At 43.0% G+C, this 15,605-nt stretch carries 18 protein-coding genes; 5 read left to right on the forward strand and 13 right to left on the reverse strand.

Annotated elements, in window-relative coordinates; genetic code table 11:
* Window positions 1-218: 218 nt before the first annotated feature.
* The 3 genes from EL84_RS05015 to EL84_RS05020 form a co-directional block, all read right to left on the reverse strand.
* Window positions 219-1,727: a copper amine oxidase N-terminal domain-containing protein gene (locus tag EL84_RS05015; RefSeq protein ID WP_047840918.1), complete on the reverse strand. Its 1,509-nt coding sequence runs from the start codon at window positions 1,725-1,727 to the stop codon at window positions 219-221.
* Between the two features lie 208 nt (window positions 1,728-1,935).
* A complete protein-coding gene (locus tag EL84_RS32715; RefSeq protein WP_268794676.1) occupies window positions 1,936-2,064 on the reverse strand; it encodes a hypothetical protein in 129 nt (42 codons plus the stop codon).
* Window positions 2,065-2,200: 136 nt separating this feature from the next.
* The gene (locus tag EL84_RS05020) at window positions 2,201-2,668 is read right to left on the reverse strand and encodes a YfbM family protein (protein WP_047840919.1); all 468 of its coding nucleotides are present in this window, start codon (window positions 2,666-2,668) and stop codon (window positions 2,201-2,203) included.
* Window positions 2,669-2,764: 96 nt separating this feature from the next.
* On the opposite strand from EL84_RS05020, the gene EL84_RS05025 reads away from it, so the two are divergent.
* Both EL84_RS05025 and EL84_RS05030 read left to right on the forward strand, forming a co-directional pair.
* On the forward strand, window positions 2,765-3,229 hold the full coding sequence (locus tag EL84_RS05025) for a DUF4385 domain-containing protein (protein ID WP_047840920.1): 465 nt from the start codon (window positions 2,765-2,767) through the stop codon (window positions 3,227-3,229).
* Window positions 3,230-3,333: 104 nt separating this feature from the next.
* A complete protein-coding gene (locus EL84_RS05030) occupies window positions 3,334-4,641 on the forward strand; it encodes a VWA domain-containing protein (RefSeq protein ID WP_047840921.1) in 1,308 nt (435 codons plus the stop codon).
* Window positions 4,642-4,662: 21 nt separating this feature from the next.
* Here the strand turns inward: EL84_RS05030 and EL84_RS05035 are convergent, their stop codons facing one another.
* Complete coding sequence (locus tag EL84_RS05035) at window positions 4,663-5,478, reverse strand: SDR family NAD(P)-dependent oxidoreductase (protein ID WP_047840922.1); 816 nt, start codon at window positions 5,476-5,478, stop codon at window positions 4,663-4,665.
* Between the two features lie 249 nt (window positions 5,479-5,727).
* Between EL84_RS05035 and EL84_RS05040 the strand changes: the two genes are divergently transcribed.
* Window positions 5,728-6,387, forward strand: coding sequence for a TetR/AcrR family transcriptional regulator (locus EL84_RS05040; RefSeq protein ID WP_017691579.1), 660 nt, complete (start codon window positions 5,728-5,730; stop codon window positions 6,385-6,387).
* 130 nt (window positions 6,388-6,517) lie between these two features.
* Here EL84_RS05040 and EL84_RS05045 read toward each other — a convergent pair whose 3' ends face one another.
* The 5 genes from EL84_RS05045 to EL84_RS05060 form a co-directional block, all read right to left on the reverse strand.
* Window positions 6,518-7,579 (reverse strand): LLM class flavin-dependent oxidoreductase, encoded by a 1,062-nt coding sequence (locus tag EL84_RS05045; RefSeq protein ID WP_017691578.1) that lies wholly within the window; start codon window positions 7,577-7,579, stop codon window positions 6,518-6,520.
* Window positions 7,580-7,734: 155 nt separating this feature from the next.
* Window positions 7,735-7,896 carry a hypothetical protein gene (locus EL84_RS32115; RefSeq protein ID WP_156946131.1) on the reverse strand — a complete coding sequence of 54 codons (162 nt, stop codon included), beginning with the start codon at window positions 7,894-7,896 and terminating at the stop codon, window positions 7,735-7,737.
* The gene (locus EL84_RS05050) at window positions 7,893-8,150 is read right to left on the reverse strand and encodes a hypothetical protein (RefSeq protein WP_047840923.1); all 258 of its coding nucleotides are present in this window, start codon (window positions 8,148-8,150) and stop codon (window positions 7,893-7,895) included. Before EL84_RS05050 ends, EL84_RS32115 begins: the two co-directional genes overlap by 4 nt.
* A 109-nt stretch (window positions 8,151-8,259) precedes the next feature.
* Window positions 8,260-9,072 carry a class I SAM-dependent methyltransferase gene (locus EL84_RS05055; protein WP_047840924.1) on the reverse strand — a complete coding sequence of 271 codons (813 nt, stop codon included), beginning with the start codon at window positions 9,070-9,072 and terminating at the stop codon, window positions 8,260-8,262.
* A 148-nt stretch (window positions 9,073-9,220) separates the two neighbouring features.
* The gene (locus EL84_RS05060; protein WP_017691576.1) at window positions 9,221-9,562 is read right to left on the reverse strand and encodes a zinc ribbon domain-containing protein YjdM; all 342 of its coding nucleotides are present in this window, start codon (window positions 9,560-9,562) and stop codon (window positions 9,221-9,223) included.
* Window positions 9,563-9,797: 235 nt separating this feature from the next.
* Here EL84_RS05060 and EL84_RS05065 point away from each other — a divergent pair, with 235 nt between their 5' ends.
* A complete protein-coding gene (locus tag EL84_RS05065; RefSeq protein ID WP_047840925.1) occupies window positions 9,798-10,949 on the forward strand; it encodes a VanZ family protein in 1,152 nt (383 codons plus the stop codon).
* Between the two features lie 160 nt (window positions 10,950-11,109).
* On the opposite strand, the gene EL84_RS05070 is transcribed toward EL84_RS05065, so the two are convergent.
* Complete coding sequence (locus tag EL84_RS05070; RefSeq protein WP_047840926.1) at window positions 11,110-12,567, reverse strand: carboxylesterase/lipase family protein; 1,458 nt, start codon at window positions 12,565-12,567, stop codon at window positions 11,110-11,112.
* A 287-nt stretch (window positions 12,568-12,854) separates the two neighbouring features.
* Between EL84_RS05070 and EL84_RS05075 the strand changes: the two genes are divergently transcribed.
* Complete coding sequence (locus EL84_RS05075; RefSeq protein WP_047840927.1) at window positions 12,855-13,667, forward strand: helix-turn-helix transcriptional regulator; 813 nt, start codon at window positions 12,855-12,857, stop codon at window positions 13,665-13,667.
* Window positions 13,668-14,118: 451 nt separating this feature from the next.
* Here EL84_RS05075 and EL84_RS05080 read toward each other — a convergent pair whose 3' ends face one another.
* The 3 genes from EL84_RS05080 to EL84_RS05090 form a co-directional block, all read right to left on the reverse strand.
* Window positions 14,119-14,775, reverse strand: coding sequence for a CPBP family intramembrane glutamic endopeptidase (locus tag EL84_RS05080; RefSeq protein WP_047840928.1), 657 nt, complete (start codon window positions 14,773-14,775; stop codon window positions 14,119-14,121).
* Window positions 14,776-14,847: 72 nt separating this feature from the next.
* The gene (locus EL84_RS05085; RefSeq protein ID WP_047840929.1) at window positions 14,848-15,045 is read right to left on the reverse strand and encodes a hypothetical protein; all 198 of its coding nucleotides are present in this window, start codon (window positions 15,043-15,045) and stop codon (window positions 14,848-14,850) included.
* Window positions 15,046-15,073: 28 nt separating this feature from the next.
* Entirely contained in the window at window positions 15,074-15,283 is a 210-nt protein-coding gene (locus EL84_RS05090; RefSeq protein WP_047840930.1) for a hypothetical protein, read from the reverse strand.
* Window positions 15,284-15,605 lie beyond the last annotated feature (322 nt).

Here is a 15,605-nt window from a genome sequence, read left to right on the forward strand (position 1 = left end):
GGATGAAACGACAAAGAGGAGCACCTCCAATAGAGGCACTCCCCGATCCGTTTCATCATTTCAGAAACGCCGAAGCTCCTCGTAATGGGTCAAAAGGACACACGTATCCCGTTCATGGTCTAACGGAATTTTTACGGTGTTCTTTTCACGATCATTACGAGAAATCTGGCATACTCTGAAATCCCCTCTCATACTAAGGATTACTTATAACGTCTCCCTTAAGGACGGTCAATGTAAATCCAGCCTGTTTCTTGTTCCTTATCTACAGTAGCTCCAAGGGATTCAGCCATAAAGCGCAGCGGCACATACGTTTTGCCGTCCTTGCCTACATAGGCAGATTCCACCATAGTCACTTCTTTACCAGCAACGGTTGCCTTCTTGGAACCTACGGTCAGGACAATCTCATCACCAGTGATGTCGTCAATGACAACGATTTGATTCGAGCCTTTGGTCCATTTCACTTCAGCATCCAATTCTTCAGACACGTAGCGAAGTGGAACAAATGTTGTATTCTTAACAGTGATCGCCCCAGCGTATTCATCATCCGGGAAGAGCACTACACTTTTACTCGTGATCCCAGCTTCATCTTTCAACAATTGGTATGCGAGTGAATTGGAATCAAAATTGCGCAGCATCTGTCCAGGCGTAATATCATCCTTCATCAGATCCATAACGCCACCCGATACATCCACTTCATCAACTGCAACTGTGCCACCGATATTCCACTGTTCACTGTCTCCACTTACGGTTACAGAGTTCACCGGCAGATCCTCAGAAGCAGGCAGCGCTACTTTCAGTTCAAAGTTTTGCTTGCGAATATCCAGCTTGCTGTCGAGATAAAAGTCCAATTTCAGTTTGGTTTCTGTGCCAAAGACCGTTTTGAATTCAGGGGTCTCATTCAACAGGTTGTTCAGCTCCTGATCATAATTGACCAGCATACTGTCCAGTCCTACTTTGATGATGGCATACAGAGACGCAACGGCTTCATCTTTCGATTCAGGAACGATCGAATTCAGCGTTTCATCTCCCCCGCCTTCAACCTCATTCACAGCTTCAAGTACAGGGTAGAACACATCATACAGATCGCCAATCAGGTCTTTCAGTCCTTGCTCATCTTTCGAAATACTCGTCAGGAACGGTTTAACCATAGCAAGCATCTCTTCACCACTAACTTCCAGATGCAGCTTGGAAAGGCTAAGTGCTTCGCCATTCACGGATTCCTGTACTGGTGTTACGGAGATGTTCTTCGGATTGGACAGATGTTTCAGGACAAAAGAGAACAGTTTCGGGGAAATTTCCTCGAGTTGTTTCTCCAGAGCCTTCGTATCTACCATCGGAAGCGCCTGTGCATCCTGGAACGTATCCAGAGACATGTACAGCGGTTTCTGGGCTCCGTCCAGATCAATGACCAATTGGGACTCATTCATGGACAGGTGGAAAGGTAACTTCGTTCCCTCCATGCTCAGTGTACCTTTGATCGATGCTGTCTTCGCATCTTTCATTTTGGCTTGATCAATATCCAGGGAAATGGAATTGATTAATTCGATCATTTCAAGGTCTTTCTCTGTAGCAAATTCCTTAGCCGGTTCTATGTTTATATTCATGGATTGTCTGGATTCACCGGACTTGATACTCGCGCCATTGGCCATTGCTTTGCCAACGTCTACTCCACCCACAGCCTGACATCCTGTAAGAACAACCATTAAAAGTACTAGTGGCACTGCCATCCATTTGACTAACTTCCGATTCGTAATATGAACTCCTCCTTAGAAAAATATGGTTCATTTCCATTATGAAGGTATAGGTAATTCTTGTAAACGGATACGCAAAAAAATAAACCAAAAGGCCGGAACATGTCCGACCTCTGGTCTATCTATATTTCAGCATATCGTATGTTTCGATAAAACATCCTGCTTCATTGTGCAATGCTGGGAGTTATTCTTGCTCCTGATCTTCTGCGAGTTTCTCATCCGTTTCTTCATCTTCCGCAGTTACGGGAGTTTCGAATTGATCCGGCTCGTCCTCTTGAATCGCTTTGTTCTCTTCGTTCTGATCCTGTGTCATATCGCATTCCCTCTCTTCTACCGGATTGTCATGTCATCAAGGCCTGAGCCTTGTGTCTATCAATAACCCGAATAGGCGTAGTTCAAACCCGCCTTAATATCGGCATGACATTTTCCATCATAATTTTAGTGCTCATTTAGAAAACATAAAAGATGATCCCGTTCCCACTTGCAGCCGTGGCCTGAAACAAGGCCTGGACATCATCCACAGTCTGAACGATCTCCTGAAATGTCTCTTCCGCGTCCCAATCTTCCATGACAGGATAGACGCCTTCAGCGATCATTTGGTCCAGACTATACCGCTGCTTTAATTCTTCCGGTGTGAGCTGCTCCAATGCCATGTAGGCTTCCAGCACCTGCTCGTTACTAAGCAAAAACAGATCCATGTCTGAATAGTTTCCCACGTATTGCTCACCTGCGAGAGGCACCACAAAACCGAGAGGTGGTTCCCCCTGTACCAGGTTACCGTTCAGCGTGAACTGCAGCATCTGCCATGTTTTATCGATATCCAGATCCACTGCACAATCATGCACACTAACCTCGCCTGACTTGATGGATTCAACTAGCTCCTTTGTTACCACAAGATATCTGCCGGACATTCCCATACCGCTACCCCTCCTGTGTAATTCCTTCTATTGTTCCCCATTAACCGTGCTTGTTGGTTCAGAATCGGGGTAATCCCTATCAAGGAGGGTGTATACATGAAAAAATTTGATTACAGTCTCAATTATGATGAGTTGGATCTGCGAAAACATCCTGAGCTGTACACCGTAGGCCGGGGAGAGCAGGGTGTGCTGATGGTAGAGCCGTACAAAGGCGAGATTCTGCCACACTGGCGATTCAAAACACCCGAGATTGCGACGGAGTCATCGGAGAAAATCTATGAGCTATTTTTGGAGTATAAGAAAAAGGGTGATTTCGTCGGTATGGATATGGCTCGTAAATTTCTCCAGATGGGTTATACACGGGCCAGACGGTATACAAATCACAAAGGAGGACGCAAATACTCAAAAGAGGATGGCTCAATCTTACCCTATCAGAATGATAAGGTGAAGGCAGAAGCCGCGGCTATATTCAAAGCACAATGGGAGATTGCGAAGACCGATCCAGACTATGTGAAAATGAAGAAGGAGCATCGGGAAAAGTACGAGTCTGATGAAGCGTAGGATCAACGGTGAAAAGATTGACTTATGGAAACATTTGTCTCAGAATCGATCTTGTTACTGTACATTTTCAACCATTAAATTGGAGAAGAGAGGCGCATCCGATTATGACAGATTCGTTTATCCACTTAAACACAGGCCAGAATATCAGTATCAACGAATCCACCCAACTTCAGGTAACCATTCAATGTACATCATCTCCTTCTCCCTTGGATGTTAGCTGCTTTATGGTGAATGAAGAGGGAAAAGTCCCATCTGACGACTATTTTGTATTTTATAATCAGACGGCTGATCCCCATCGAAGTGTACTTCTTCAACAGGCAGAGGAACTGAAATCCTCTTTTGTACTGGATACGAATCAATTACGGCAGGCCTCTGTGGAAAAGTGTGTGTTCACGGCTACTCTGGATGCGGGAGGTACTTTCGCCGATGTTCAGGCATGTCAGGCGATTGTACAAGCTGGTTCCCAGCAGATCACCTATGAGATCACACAGGTCACTGCGGAAACAGCACTTATTCTCATTGAAATCTATAAGTATCGTGACGGGTTCAAAGTTCGTGCGATTGGACGAGGTTTCTTTGGTGGATTGCAGCCGCTGGCAGAGTCATTCGGTGTTGAAATTGAGAGTAACGACACCTCGGAAGCCGAACAAGTTCTTCTCACGGCACAAGCTGAAGTAGCAGCGGCCTCTCCAGAAGTCTTGGCACCTGCTGCTGCACCAAGCACGAATTCTCCGCCGCTTAACCTGACCAAGATCGATCTCCTCAAGCGTAAAGTAACCCTGTCTCTACAAAAGAAAAAGATCGAACCAATACAGGCACGTGTTGCCGTTGTATTTGATGCATCAGGCTCCATGTACCATCTGTATCGCAAAGGCATCGTGCAAGAAGCCTTCGAGCGTATCCTGGCAATTGCATCAGCGTTTGATGATAACGGTGAGTTGGACGTCTGGTTCTTCGCCAAAGACTTCTTGCGTGCACCTAGCGTCACCGCCAGGGATTTCGAGAATTATATTGAACGCACATATACGCTGGGAAGCAAAGGCGGTACCAATAACGAACCTCCTGTGATGCAGGATGTCATTTGCAAATATACGATCGAGGAACCCGATGTGAAAATTCCAACGTATATTATCTTTTTTAGCGATGGTGGAGTCAGTCAAAAAGGGAAAATCATGCGGCTTATTACCGAAAGCTCAACCAAAAACCTGTTCTGGCAATTTGTTGGCCTAGGCCAAGCCAATTACGGTATTCTCGAGAAACTTGATGACATGACTGGACGTTTCATCGATAATGCTGACTTTTTTGCTCTCGACGACATCTCCAAGATCAGCGATGAAGAATTGTACGATCGTCTCCTCACTGAATTTCCAGGTTGGATAAAGGAAGCTCGGGCCAAAGGCATTTTGGCCTAAATCTTCTACCCTATACCCTAATCAGGCTTGTAATTTTTCTGCTTTACCATCCTTCGAACGTGGACGGAGCATACTTCCTACGATTCGCAACATCAACTTGCGTGGCACGAGGCGGGTGAACTGCGCTGTCCAGTAATTACCAGCCCCCGGCACAGCATAAGGTTTGCCTGACTCGAGTGCACTCATGGCCACCGCCACGACATGCTCAGGGGTATCACGTTTACCCACCGAGGCTTCATCAGCACCCACTACATCAAAGAACGAAGTCTCGGTTGAACCTGGGCATAGTGCCAAAAACTGAACGCCACGCTTCCTGTTTTCTTCGTATAATGCCTCTGTAAAAGAAAGTACAAATGCCTTCGTTGCTCCATACACAGCCATATACGGATCAGGTTGAAAGGCAGCCGTCGAAGAGACATTAATGACAGCACCATTTTTCTTCTGTAACATGCCTGGCAAGAAAAGATGTGTCATGTTCGTCAAGGCGAGCACGTTCAACATAATCTCCTCCTGCTGCCGGGAACCATCCACCTTTTCAAAACATCCATGGGTAGCAAATCCCGCATTGTTGATCAGCATATCGATGTGTATTCTCCGATTCTGACATTCCTCATATATCCTCTGAGGTGCATCGACTTGAGACAAATCCGATACGATCACCTCAGCCCTTACTTGATATGTACGTTCTATGCGTTCTGCCAATTGATTCAGTTTGGACTCTGTTCTGGCCACCAGTACAATATTTTTACCCTTGGAAGCCATCTCGAGTGCAAAAATTTCCCCAATACCTGAAGAAGCACCTGTAATAAGTACCCATTGATGCTGTTCCTTTATCATCTCTCATCCATCCTCTGTATATGATTTGAACACTTGTTTTCATAAGGAAACACTGTTTCTGTATAGAATCATCGTAACCAAAACCCATGACGCTGTCAAATGCATTTGTTAAATTTGAATCTAGAACGGGGTGCTTACTTACTAAACTCGGATTAAATTGACGTTATCTGGCGTAAAACAGTAGAATGACCTTAAGAAAAGGAAACGTAGTTTCTGTTCAACAACAATACGGTTACGAGGATGAAATCAATGAAGGATCTTAATTCGGGTTCCACGGAATCTGCACATACGGTAACAACCTTTCAGGAAGCCAGACTGCAGCACTCGGATAATCTGCGGCAAAATATTGTGCATGCTGCTGCTGCTTTACTGCAAGAGCATGGACCAGAAGCCGTCACAGTACGCCGTGTAGCTGAACGCATGGAGTGCTCCACCAAAATCATATATAACCTCTTCGGCAAAAAAGAAGGGTTAGCCAAACATCTGTATTTAGAGGGATGCTCCCTCATGGCCCAGCGTTTTGAAGCTATGCCCCGGCAGGCATCGTTCGAACAATATTTCCGTGATCTGGCCCACGTCTATTGGGACTTCGGCATTTCTCAATCTAGCTTCTATCAGCTGATGTTTGGAGGATCTTTTTCCGAATTCAAACCAGATGGAGAGACCTTACAGGGAACAGCAACTGCACTGAAACAAGTGTCTGCCTTGGTTGAGGTAGCGATTGAACAGGGAATGCTTCAGGTGCAAGATCCCCTGCTTGCGGTTCGGATGATCTGGGCTCCCTTACACGGTGTTATTCATCTGTATTTGGGAGGCCATATTGAGAGCGAAGAAGCTGCCAAAACCCTCTATGATCATACGTTGTCGATGGTTATACACTCCCTTGTGAGTACATCTGCGAATGGGTAAGCATTAAACCTGTGCTGTTTTAGATACTTTTAGAAGATAAACAAAAAGGAGCAGCCCCATTGGCGTAATACGCCTAGGGCATGCTCCTTTGTTTTGTTGACTCATCTAGTTCCGTAACGGTTTCAGTCGATTAACGTGCCTCTTCGTTCTCAGCTTCCCAACGTGCAATTTCTTTACGCACGATAGGAGCGACTTCTTTACCAAGCAGTTCGATCGCTCTCATGACCTCGTTGTGCGGCATGGTGCCGAGGGGAGTGTGTAACATGAAGCGTGTAATCCCAACTTCTTTGCGTAGGTAAATAATTTTCTGAGCTACGGTATCCACATCACCTACATACAATGCACCTTCCAGGCTGCGCGCCGCATCAAATGTCGCACGGCTGTAGTGTCCCCATCCACGTTCACGACCCAGGATGTTCATGACCGCTTGCGCTGGCGGGAAGAATTTCTCCACGGCTTCGTCTGTTGTATCGGCAATGAAGCCGTGAGAGTGAGAAGCAACGGTCAGCTTGGAAGCATCATGTCCTGCATGTGCAGCTGCTTTCTTGTACAGCTCCACCAGTGGTGCGAATTGCACCGGACGACCACCAATAATGGCAAGCACCAGTGGCAAACCGAGCAGTCCTGCACGAACAACGGATTCCTGATTACCGCCACTGCCAATCCATACCGGAAGTTTTTCCTGTACTGGGCGCGGGTAGATGCCCAGATTGTTAAAGGAAGGGCGGTGTTTGCCTTCCCAGGTTACTTTTTCCGAATCACGCAGCTTGAGCAGTAGATCCAGTTTCTCGTCGAATAACTCATCGTAGTCGTTCAGATCATAGCCGAACAGTGGGAACGATTCGATAAATGATCCACGCCCTGCCATAATCTCTGCACGTCCGTTCGAAATGCCGTCCAGTGTCGCAAAATCTTGATATACCCGTACCGGATCATGCGATGACAGCACGGTTACCGCACTCGTCAAGCGAATATTCTTGGTCTGTGAAGCTGCCGCCGCCAGAATGACAGCTGGTGATGAAGCCGCATAGTCAGCACGATGATGCTCCCCCACGCCGTATACATCCAGACCCACCTGATCTGCCAAAACAATCTCTTCAACAACATCCCGAATACGCTGCGCATGACTGATAAGTTCTCCTGTTTTTACATCCGGATTTGTCTCCACAAATGTACTAATTCCGATTTCCATTGTCTGTTCCTCCCTGTTATGAAGCGATCCGTTGTTCATCTTACCTATTGTAAGTAGATCACCTTTTGTTATGTATCTTAATATTGAACTATTTTGATGAAAAACACAAGTACCCCCTGTTTCCAGAGGGCACATTTATGTTTATTTTCTATAGATTACAGCTTATCTATACTTAGTTCCATCAGGTTGGCATTAATTACAACACCGGTCTGTTTCATAAAATTAAATCCCAGAATTCCGTCAATCTCCAAACCATAATCCATATTTCCTATTTCAACTTGAAATTCATTAATCGTTGTTCCATCTGAAATTTTCATCGAGGACCTCTCATGCCAACATATCGTTCTCTTGCCACAACTTCTGGACGTGAAGTGTGAAAAAAGCAGTATTCCCGTCTGGGATCTTCCTGATGCAATTCACCATAACGTTTTAGTGCCTTTGTAGAATCATCAAATGAATCAATCACTGCCATCTCTTCAATATAACGCTGGCCTTCTCTAGAATGCGCCTTGGTTGCCTCAAAAACGACCCACTCATTAGGGAATCGCTCCTGAACTTCCTTCCATTGCATAGTGACACCTCCAGACCATTAGATAGAGATATTATATCATGTGGAAACAGTATTCCACGGGCTGAAATTCTAAAATACATAGATTTTTAGAGCATTGCCTGTAAGTCTATTATTTCTTCCTCCCGATGTACAGCAGATGTGACGAGATTCCCAATATGGAAGGGTCTTTGGCAGCTTCAATCATATATTGCATGAGTTCATCATACTCGCCACGCTCTTTCCAGTATTGCTGCTGCTCGTCCGTAAGCATCGCTCTAAGGCTAGATGAACCAATCAAATCAACGGTTTCAAATCCATCTTGCTCCATGAAGGGCATAACGTCCTGAATATTAAAATAGTATGCTCCCGTAAATCGTCCTTGATCCTGATGATCGAATATACCCTTTTCCACAAAAGAACGGATGGCTGCCATGTTATCATTCGGTTTCCAGTGCTGCGGGGATTGCAGCGAATTGATACTCATGCGCATTCGACTCTGCATGGCTACAAACACCACGCCACCTCGCTTGGTCACACGGTACAACTCCTGTACAGCAGCCGTGCGCTCTTCGTCTGTCTGCAGATGATATAACGGCCCCAGCATGAGGGACGCATCGTACGTCTCGTCAGCCATACCGGAGAGCGAAGTGGCATCGAGAACATGGAATCCATCGAATTGTTGTGTCAAACCAAACTCCTGAGCCTTTTGCCTCGCAGTATCCACAGAGGAAGGTGTCAGATCCGATAAAGTGACCCTGTACCCCAGCTTCGCAAGCTCCATGGCATACTTTCCTGGTCCTGCGCCATTATCCAGAATACAACCAGTAGCGGGGAGATGTTCCCTGATGTAATGCATGTTAATGATGAATTCAATTGGTTCCCGCTCCAGTCTGCCCCACTCATCAAACCCGGAATAATATTCAATAATGTGATCTCTCTTCATCGCTCTGACACCTGCCTTTTCTTATATGTAGACTACTCATCCATGTTCAAAAAAATTAAATTCCAACCAGTATATATCTGCTAAATATTTCCTGTCAAACAAAAAACGTTCAATTCCCATTGAATGCGGAACTGAACATTTCTCGATCTTATATCTTTTTCACAAACTCAGACTTCAGCTTCATCGCACCCAAGCTGTCAATCTTGCAATCAATATCATGATCCCCATCAATCAGGCGGATATTCTTTACCTTCGTGCCCTGTTTGACCACGAGCGAGCTACCTTTTACCTTCAGATCTTTAATGACGGTAACGGTATCGCCATCACTTAGCACATTTCCGTTGGCATCGCGGATTACTTTTGCATCCTCTGCGTTATCATTGTCTGCTTCCAAAGACCATTCATGCGCGCACTCCGGGCAAACCAGCAGGTTACCATCCTCGTACGTGTACTCTGAATTACATTTGGGGCAGTTAGGCAAATTAGACATATGTATTAAACTCTCCATTCTACGATTGGCATTCCCGCAAGTATACGGGATTTCGACGGTATATTCCATACGCTTGGTCACTGCATGGATGGATTTAAACCAAATTTAAGGTTCATGCATCCCTCACTTTAAGGGTAACTACTTATGATGTAACTAATAGATACGCACTACACATACATGAATTTTTCTGTCTCTATGAATGTTATTATATTTAATACCAAAGGAGTTCCTACTCATGTCCTCATATGTTTTCCCTGTGCAAATGGCTTTTTTGATCTTTGTTGTTGCGGCCATGTTCCTGCTGGTGCCGTGGTTGATCTATGGTTATCGTAAAGACGGTTTCTTCAGCTGGTCACGGTTTGGCATCAGCTTTTCGTTTATCTTTTATATTCTGGCCGCCTATTGCCTCGTCATTCTCCCGTTTCCGACTACGCGAGATACCTGTGCGCAGCAAGCCGCTGACACGATCTACTACAATCTGGTTCCATTCACCTTTGTCAAAGACATCATGAAGGAAACACCCATTGTATGGACCCAGCCTTCCAGCTATCTCAGCATGATTCAGGGCAGAGCCTTTCTGCAAGTTCTATTTAACGTCCTGCTTCTCATGCCGCTGGGTGTATATATCCGTTATTTTTTTCAAAAGAGATCATTCTGGAAGTACGCCCTGCTTGGTGGATTCGGGCTTTCCTTATTCTTCGAGATCACTCAAATCACCGGATTCTACGGGTATTATAATTGTCCTTACCGCCTCTTCGATGTAGATGATCTGTTATTGAATACTTCGGGAGCAGTCATTGGATTTTTCACAGGGCCCATCCTGCTTGCTTTATTCCCATCACGTGCAAGCATTCAGGCGAAGAGTGAACAGATCGTGGAGCAAAACCGAGTGTATACTATGCCTCAATTGCTCGCGTTAATTATTGATGGAATCATTGTTGTCTTCCTTTCGAATCTAATATCGATCTTCACAGCATCTGATGTGATCAGTGATGCGCTAAGTACATCCATTGCTATGGTCATTGTACTGTTCTTCATACCTTGGGTTCGAAATGGGGTAACTCCAGGCTCGGCCATCTTGCGATTCCGCTATGTGAATCGTCAGACCGGCACACCCACCAGTGAATCGTTATTCAAAAGATTTGCCGCACTCTATGTTCCATGGCTACTCGTTACGATCATTCGCTTGGTCAACGATTATGCTTTTTCAGGTCATCAGGATGTTATGCTTCAGCCTTATCAAATGTGGATCTCCTTGGGAACATTCGGCATCTATATGTTAGTCTACGCCGTACTCTTTGTTCATGTCTTGATCGTACTCTTCTCCCGTGGAAAACGTTCCTTCTACTTCGATGAGGTGTCCCGCACACGTGCCTCTCGTAAATAATGTTTGGAGTATAACGGCACAATGTACCTCTTCAGTGCTTACGTTCTGCTTATTATTCAGCCGGATTACAAAAAGAGGACGTTCATTATGAGATGAACGTCCTCTTTTGATCGGGCGCATAGCAGTTATTCAAAGTATCCATTCAAATAATCAGCCTGGATTATAACCCTAACAGCTCTCGCTTGGCTGCATCCGGATCATGTACAACCTCAATCTCATGGTTAAAGATTAGTGTCGCACGATCCTGCTCATATTCAGGCCAGTTCACACCTGGAACTTCAGGTTGGCCATTCTTGGCAAAGGAAATCCAGGCATCCTGTACCTTGAGGGCAAGTGCCGCCGTGGCTTCATCCGGCTCCGCATTCATGAATTTGAGGACATGCAGTGTATTAAACACAAAGAACATTTCGATGCTGTGAATCGCTCTTTTTAACAAGGGATGTTCCGGCATCACCCAATCAAATCGATACATCCACACCGGAGCATACTTCTGCTGTGCCGCAGCATATTGCAACGCTGACCGCCAGAAGAACATATCGGTCATGACTTGGGCTTGTCCATCTGCCGTTTTTGGATAACTATCCGCGATGGCTACCCGGTTCTCCAGATCTGGCGTCATAAAGTCTACGCCCTGAACCATATCGATTTCTTTTGAAAAAGGCACATGTGGCTGGATGAACAGTGCACCCTCGTGTAATGTCGTACCAATCAGCACCGGAATATCCTGCGCTGAGCCTTCACTCACTGCCTGAAGTGGCATCTGTGGTAGTGTATTCCCATCCAACACAGGTTGGAACAACAATGCCATGGCTGCACCACTCTGCTGTTTGACCGTTTCACCCGCTGCAATAATCTGCTCTACAGGAATTGTATTTAACTTCTGCAGGTTGTCCCGGTCCACCCCAAGAATCTTTAACATCCCTTCCCGCAACGCTGATGCTTGCTCTGCCGGCATGAACTGGGATGCACCGCTCTCCATAATGGCACGTTGGAACAGTCCTTTGGCCGCTGGCATCGCCATCAGTGCTGCAATACTCATGCTACCTGCTGATTCGCCGAACACCGTAACTTGATCCGGGTTACCACCAAAAGCAGAGATATTATCCTTCACCCACTGTAATGCCGCAACCTGATCCAGCAGACCTGCATTGGATACATATGAATCACCTAATGGAGCCATATGCAGGAAACCCAAAGGTCCTAATCGGTAGTTGATCGTCACAACGATGACGTCCCCCCGAACCGCTAACTGTGTACCATCATACATCGGCTGGCTACCTGAACCTGTTACAAAGGATCCACCGTGAATCCATACCATGACCGGCAGTGGTGTTGCTCTTTTTCCCTTAGGTGCCCAGATGTTCAGATATAGACTATCTTCTGACTCATTCGGAATTTCTGTCTGGCCTTCTGGTTGATGATTTCGTGGTTGTATATTCTCAGGTCCAAATTGATTGGCCTGTCTGATTCCATCCCATGACTCAGGCTGTACCGGAGCCTTGAAACGCAGCTCACCTACTGGAGGTTTCGCATAAGGAATGCCTTTCCATACGCTTGCATCGTGCAAAAGTTCGCCTTGAACGGTACCATATGTCGTTTGAACCTGAAGTTCTCTCATGCCGCTTCTACTTCCTCTCCGTAAATAGGTTAAATTAACGAGTACGTGCATATCATGTGTACTTATTTGAGTATAGTTTGTAGTCATACCCATTTACAACTTTACCCAACTCTAGCCTCCCCTGCTACGTTTCACGTGGAACTTTATATAATTATTTATGGAGTTCAATCTGCCCCTAGATATTGAATCTTTTTGCCCAAAAAATTACTAATTAGTAGGTAATTTGACTTAAAGAAAATCTTACCATATAGTTATAATTTATTAACTAATGATTAAGGATGAGCAATATGAATTTAATTAAAAATCCCCCACTGGTAATTCCACAAAATTGGAGTTCAAAGTCTTCTTTCTCTCGAAAACAATGGCTAGATTGGCAAGCAGACTATAAAGCAAATTTAGCTACTGAACTGAAAATGCAAATTTCTCATAGTGAATTGAAAGAGAAACTATACCTAAATAGAGAAATATTAGATCTTTTTAAATTTAAAATAGGTTTGTTACAGGGACAACTTTTTTATTCACATCTTTTTTTTCTGGCCGATTCAGAAGGAATTATATTAGATATTATCGGAGAAGAATCTCTCCATAATGGTCTTAGACCATTAGTTGTTAAGTTAGGAAGCTCAATGGCAATGGAATCAGGAGGGGTTAATGCAATTTCTATTGCTTTAGAAACTGAAGGAAATATATTCCTTAAAGGTGACGAACATCAATTGGTTCCCTTCAAAGAATGGCTATGTCTCTGCTGTCCAATTAAAGTTCAAGGGAAAACTATAGCCTTTCTGAACTTTTCTCGTTCAACGCCATTTGTTTACGATAGTATATTTGCTCTAGTTGCCTCCATTGTCTCTTATATTGAATTCGAACTAGAAAAGAATTTAAATGATCAGAATCGAATACAAGCATTATTTAGTACATACCGTTTTACCACAAGAGAATGTGAGGTTGCTGCTCTTTGGTTACAGAATAAGGGGGCATTATATATAAGTGAGAAACTGGGGATCACTGAGGGAACAGTTAGAAATTTTGTGAAGAAAATCTATATGAAATGTAGCGTTAATGATCGTGGAGGCTTTATACAAAAGTTCTATCACGCTTAAGTAGTTATTTGAAAAGGCTTTTTTAAAGCAGAAAATCTCGAAATATATTTGGAATGAATGAAATTCATAATTCAAAACCTGCTTCAGGATATCCGTTAAGCAGGTTTCTTTTTTATCCCTTCTTTGGGAAACAGCAACTCCCTATTACGGGAGAGCACTTTACAATTCTCTAGTTTTAATAAGGAGTACTCTGTTCCTAGCTAAACAATAAACTTGGTACACAAGGATCCTGACTTACGATCTACTGATTATTTTCTGGATTTTCTGAGCTTTAGAAACTCTACAAGAATAAATGAAATTATAACCAAGAATGCAATCAAAGAAAAAACAGCCAACTTTTTTTCTTTCAAAGAAACATATACAAGATTAATAAGTGGAATTATAAATAAAAAAACTCCGTAATAACTTCTTTTTTTCATTTTTTTCTCCTCAATACTTTGTTCTTGTGAACTCATAATAGTACAACTAATGCATTCCAAATCATATGAAGCATTATACCTGGAATCAATGATTTAGTTTTAAGAAATATATAATTGAATACGAACCCATAGATTGTAGTCAGCACAAATAAGTCACTGTGCAAAAAACCAAAAATTAAAGAAGAAATAATTATTGACCAGGCGGATCCATACTTATTATATATGGTTGTGAACAGTAAACCTCTGAATAGTAACTCCTCGTAAAAAGGGATGACTGCTATTATTGCCAAAGCCATAATTATATTTTGCAAATTTATAGCTTGACTTAGCTGATCTAAGTTTAAATTTTCTCTTTGACTGTCATCCGATCCAATGCCAAATCCTAGGAGAAAGAGTGAGGATATCGAAAACAACACTAGCCCCGCAACAACATAGATTACCGTGTGTTTTGTATTAACTTTCAAATTCAACATTCCAGATATAAAATATCTAAATCTTTTATTTAATGAAAGAAAAGTTACATATGCTATCACTTGAAAAATTATAAATACAAATGAATCATTTACATTTGTAATATCCCAAGCTTTCAGTACTGTCAATGAGATAATGGAAAGAACTGCTGGTATTGATAGTATCAATCCTATTTTAATAGCGATTTCTTTCAAATTATAACCTTTGCCTGAATACATTACTCTAGTCCACCTTTTATAGTAATAGCCTGACTACATACATTATATGTAATCAGGCTACTTTATTAATAATTATCTTTTATTCCATCCATCAGCAATGCCGCTTGTTAATCCTTTTGAGAAATCCCAAATTGGCTCTATAACTGCTACACCTCTTAAAAAAGTGTTTTTACTTGCTTTCTCTGCCGTATCAAGTAAATCCGAAAGCCAACCGCCACCATCTGTTTGTAACATCTCTTCAGCACTAAGTTCCATAAATTGTGTATTCATTTATCTTTACCTCCTATCTATTCTTAAATTATCTTCTACCGCCAGTTGCGTAATTGATATAGTTCCACGGGTTAACGAATTCTTTAACTGCTGAACCTATACCTTTAACTCCCTCTACAGCACCTTGAGCAACGTATCCAATACCATACCCTACAGACTTACCTAGATCTTCCATAATCCCTCCTCCATTAATATCCTCCAAATCAGACAGAGACATTTGAGTAAAATCATTATTCATGTGTAATAAGCTCCTTTTAAAAATTAATTGTTAAATTAATACTAAAATTACATTCCGTCAATGATGACTCTTAAATAATCACCAAAACCCCTTGTTAAGTGATATCTTTTATTAGTTATCAAACTCAATCCAGTATTAATTCACATATAAATTATATAATTAGTAAATTTATATTCTATATCTACTATTGGATATGTACTCTCCCTATAATTTAGAATATTCTATATATTCACTTTAATACTCTGAGCCAAACATAAGTTATATTTCAAAAATAATATAAATAAAGAATGTAGTTGATTCCGATTAAATATGTCCATTATAG

It is taken from the genome of Paenibacillus sp. VT-400, from assembly GCF_001029205.1.
Lineage (GTDB): Bacteria > Bacillota > Bacilli > Paenibacillales > Paenibacillaceae > Paenibacillus > Paenibacillus amylolyticus.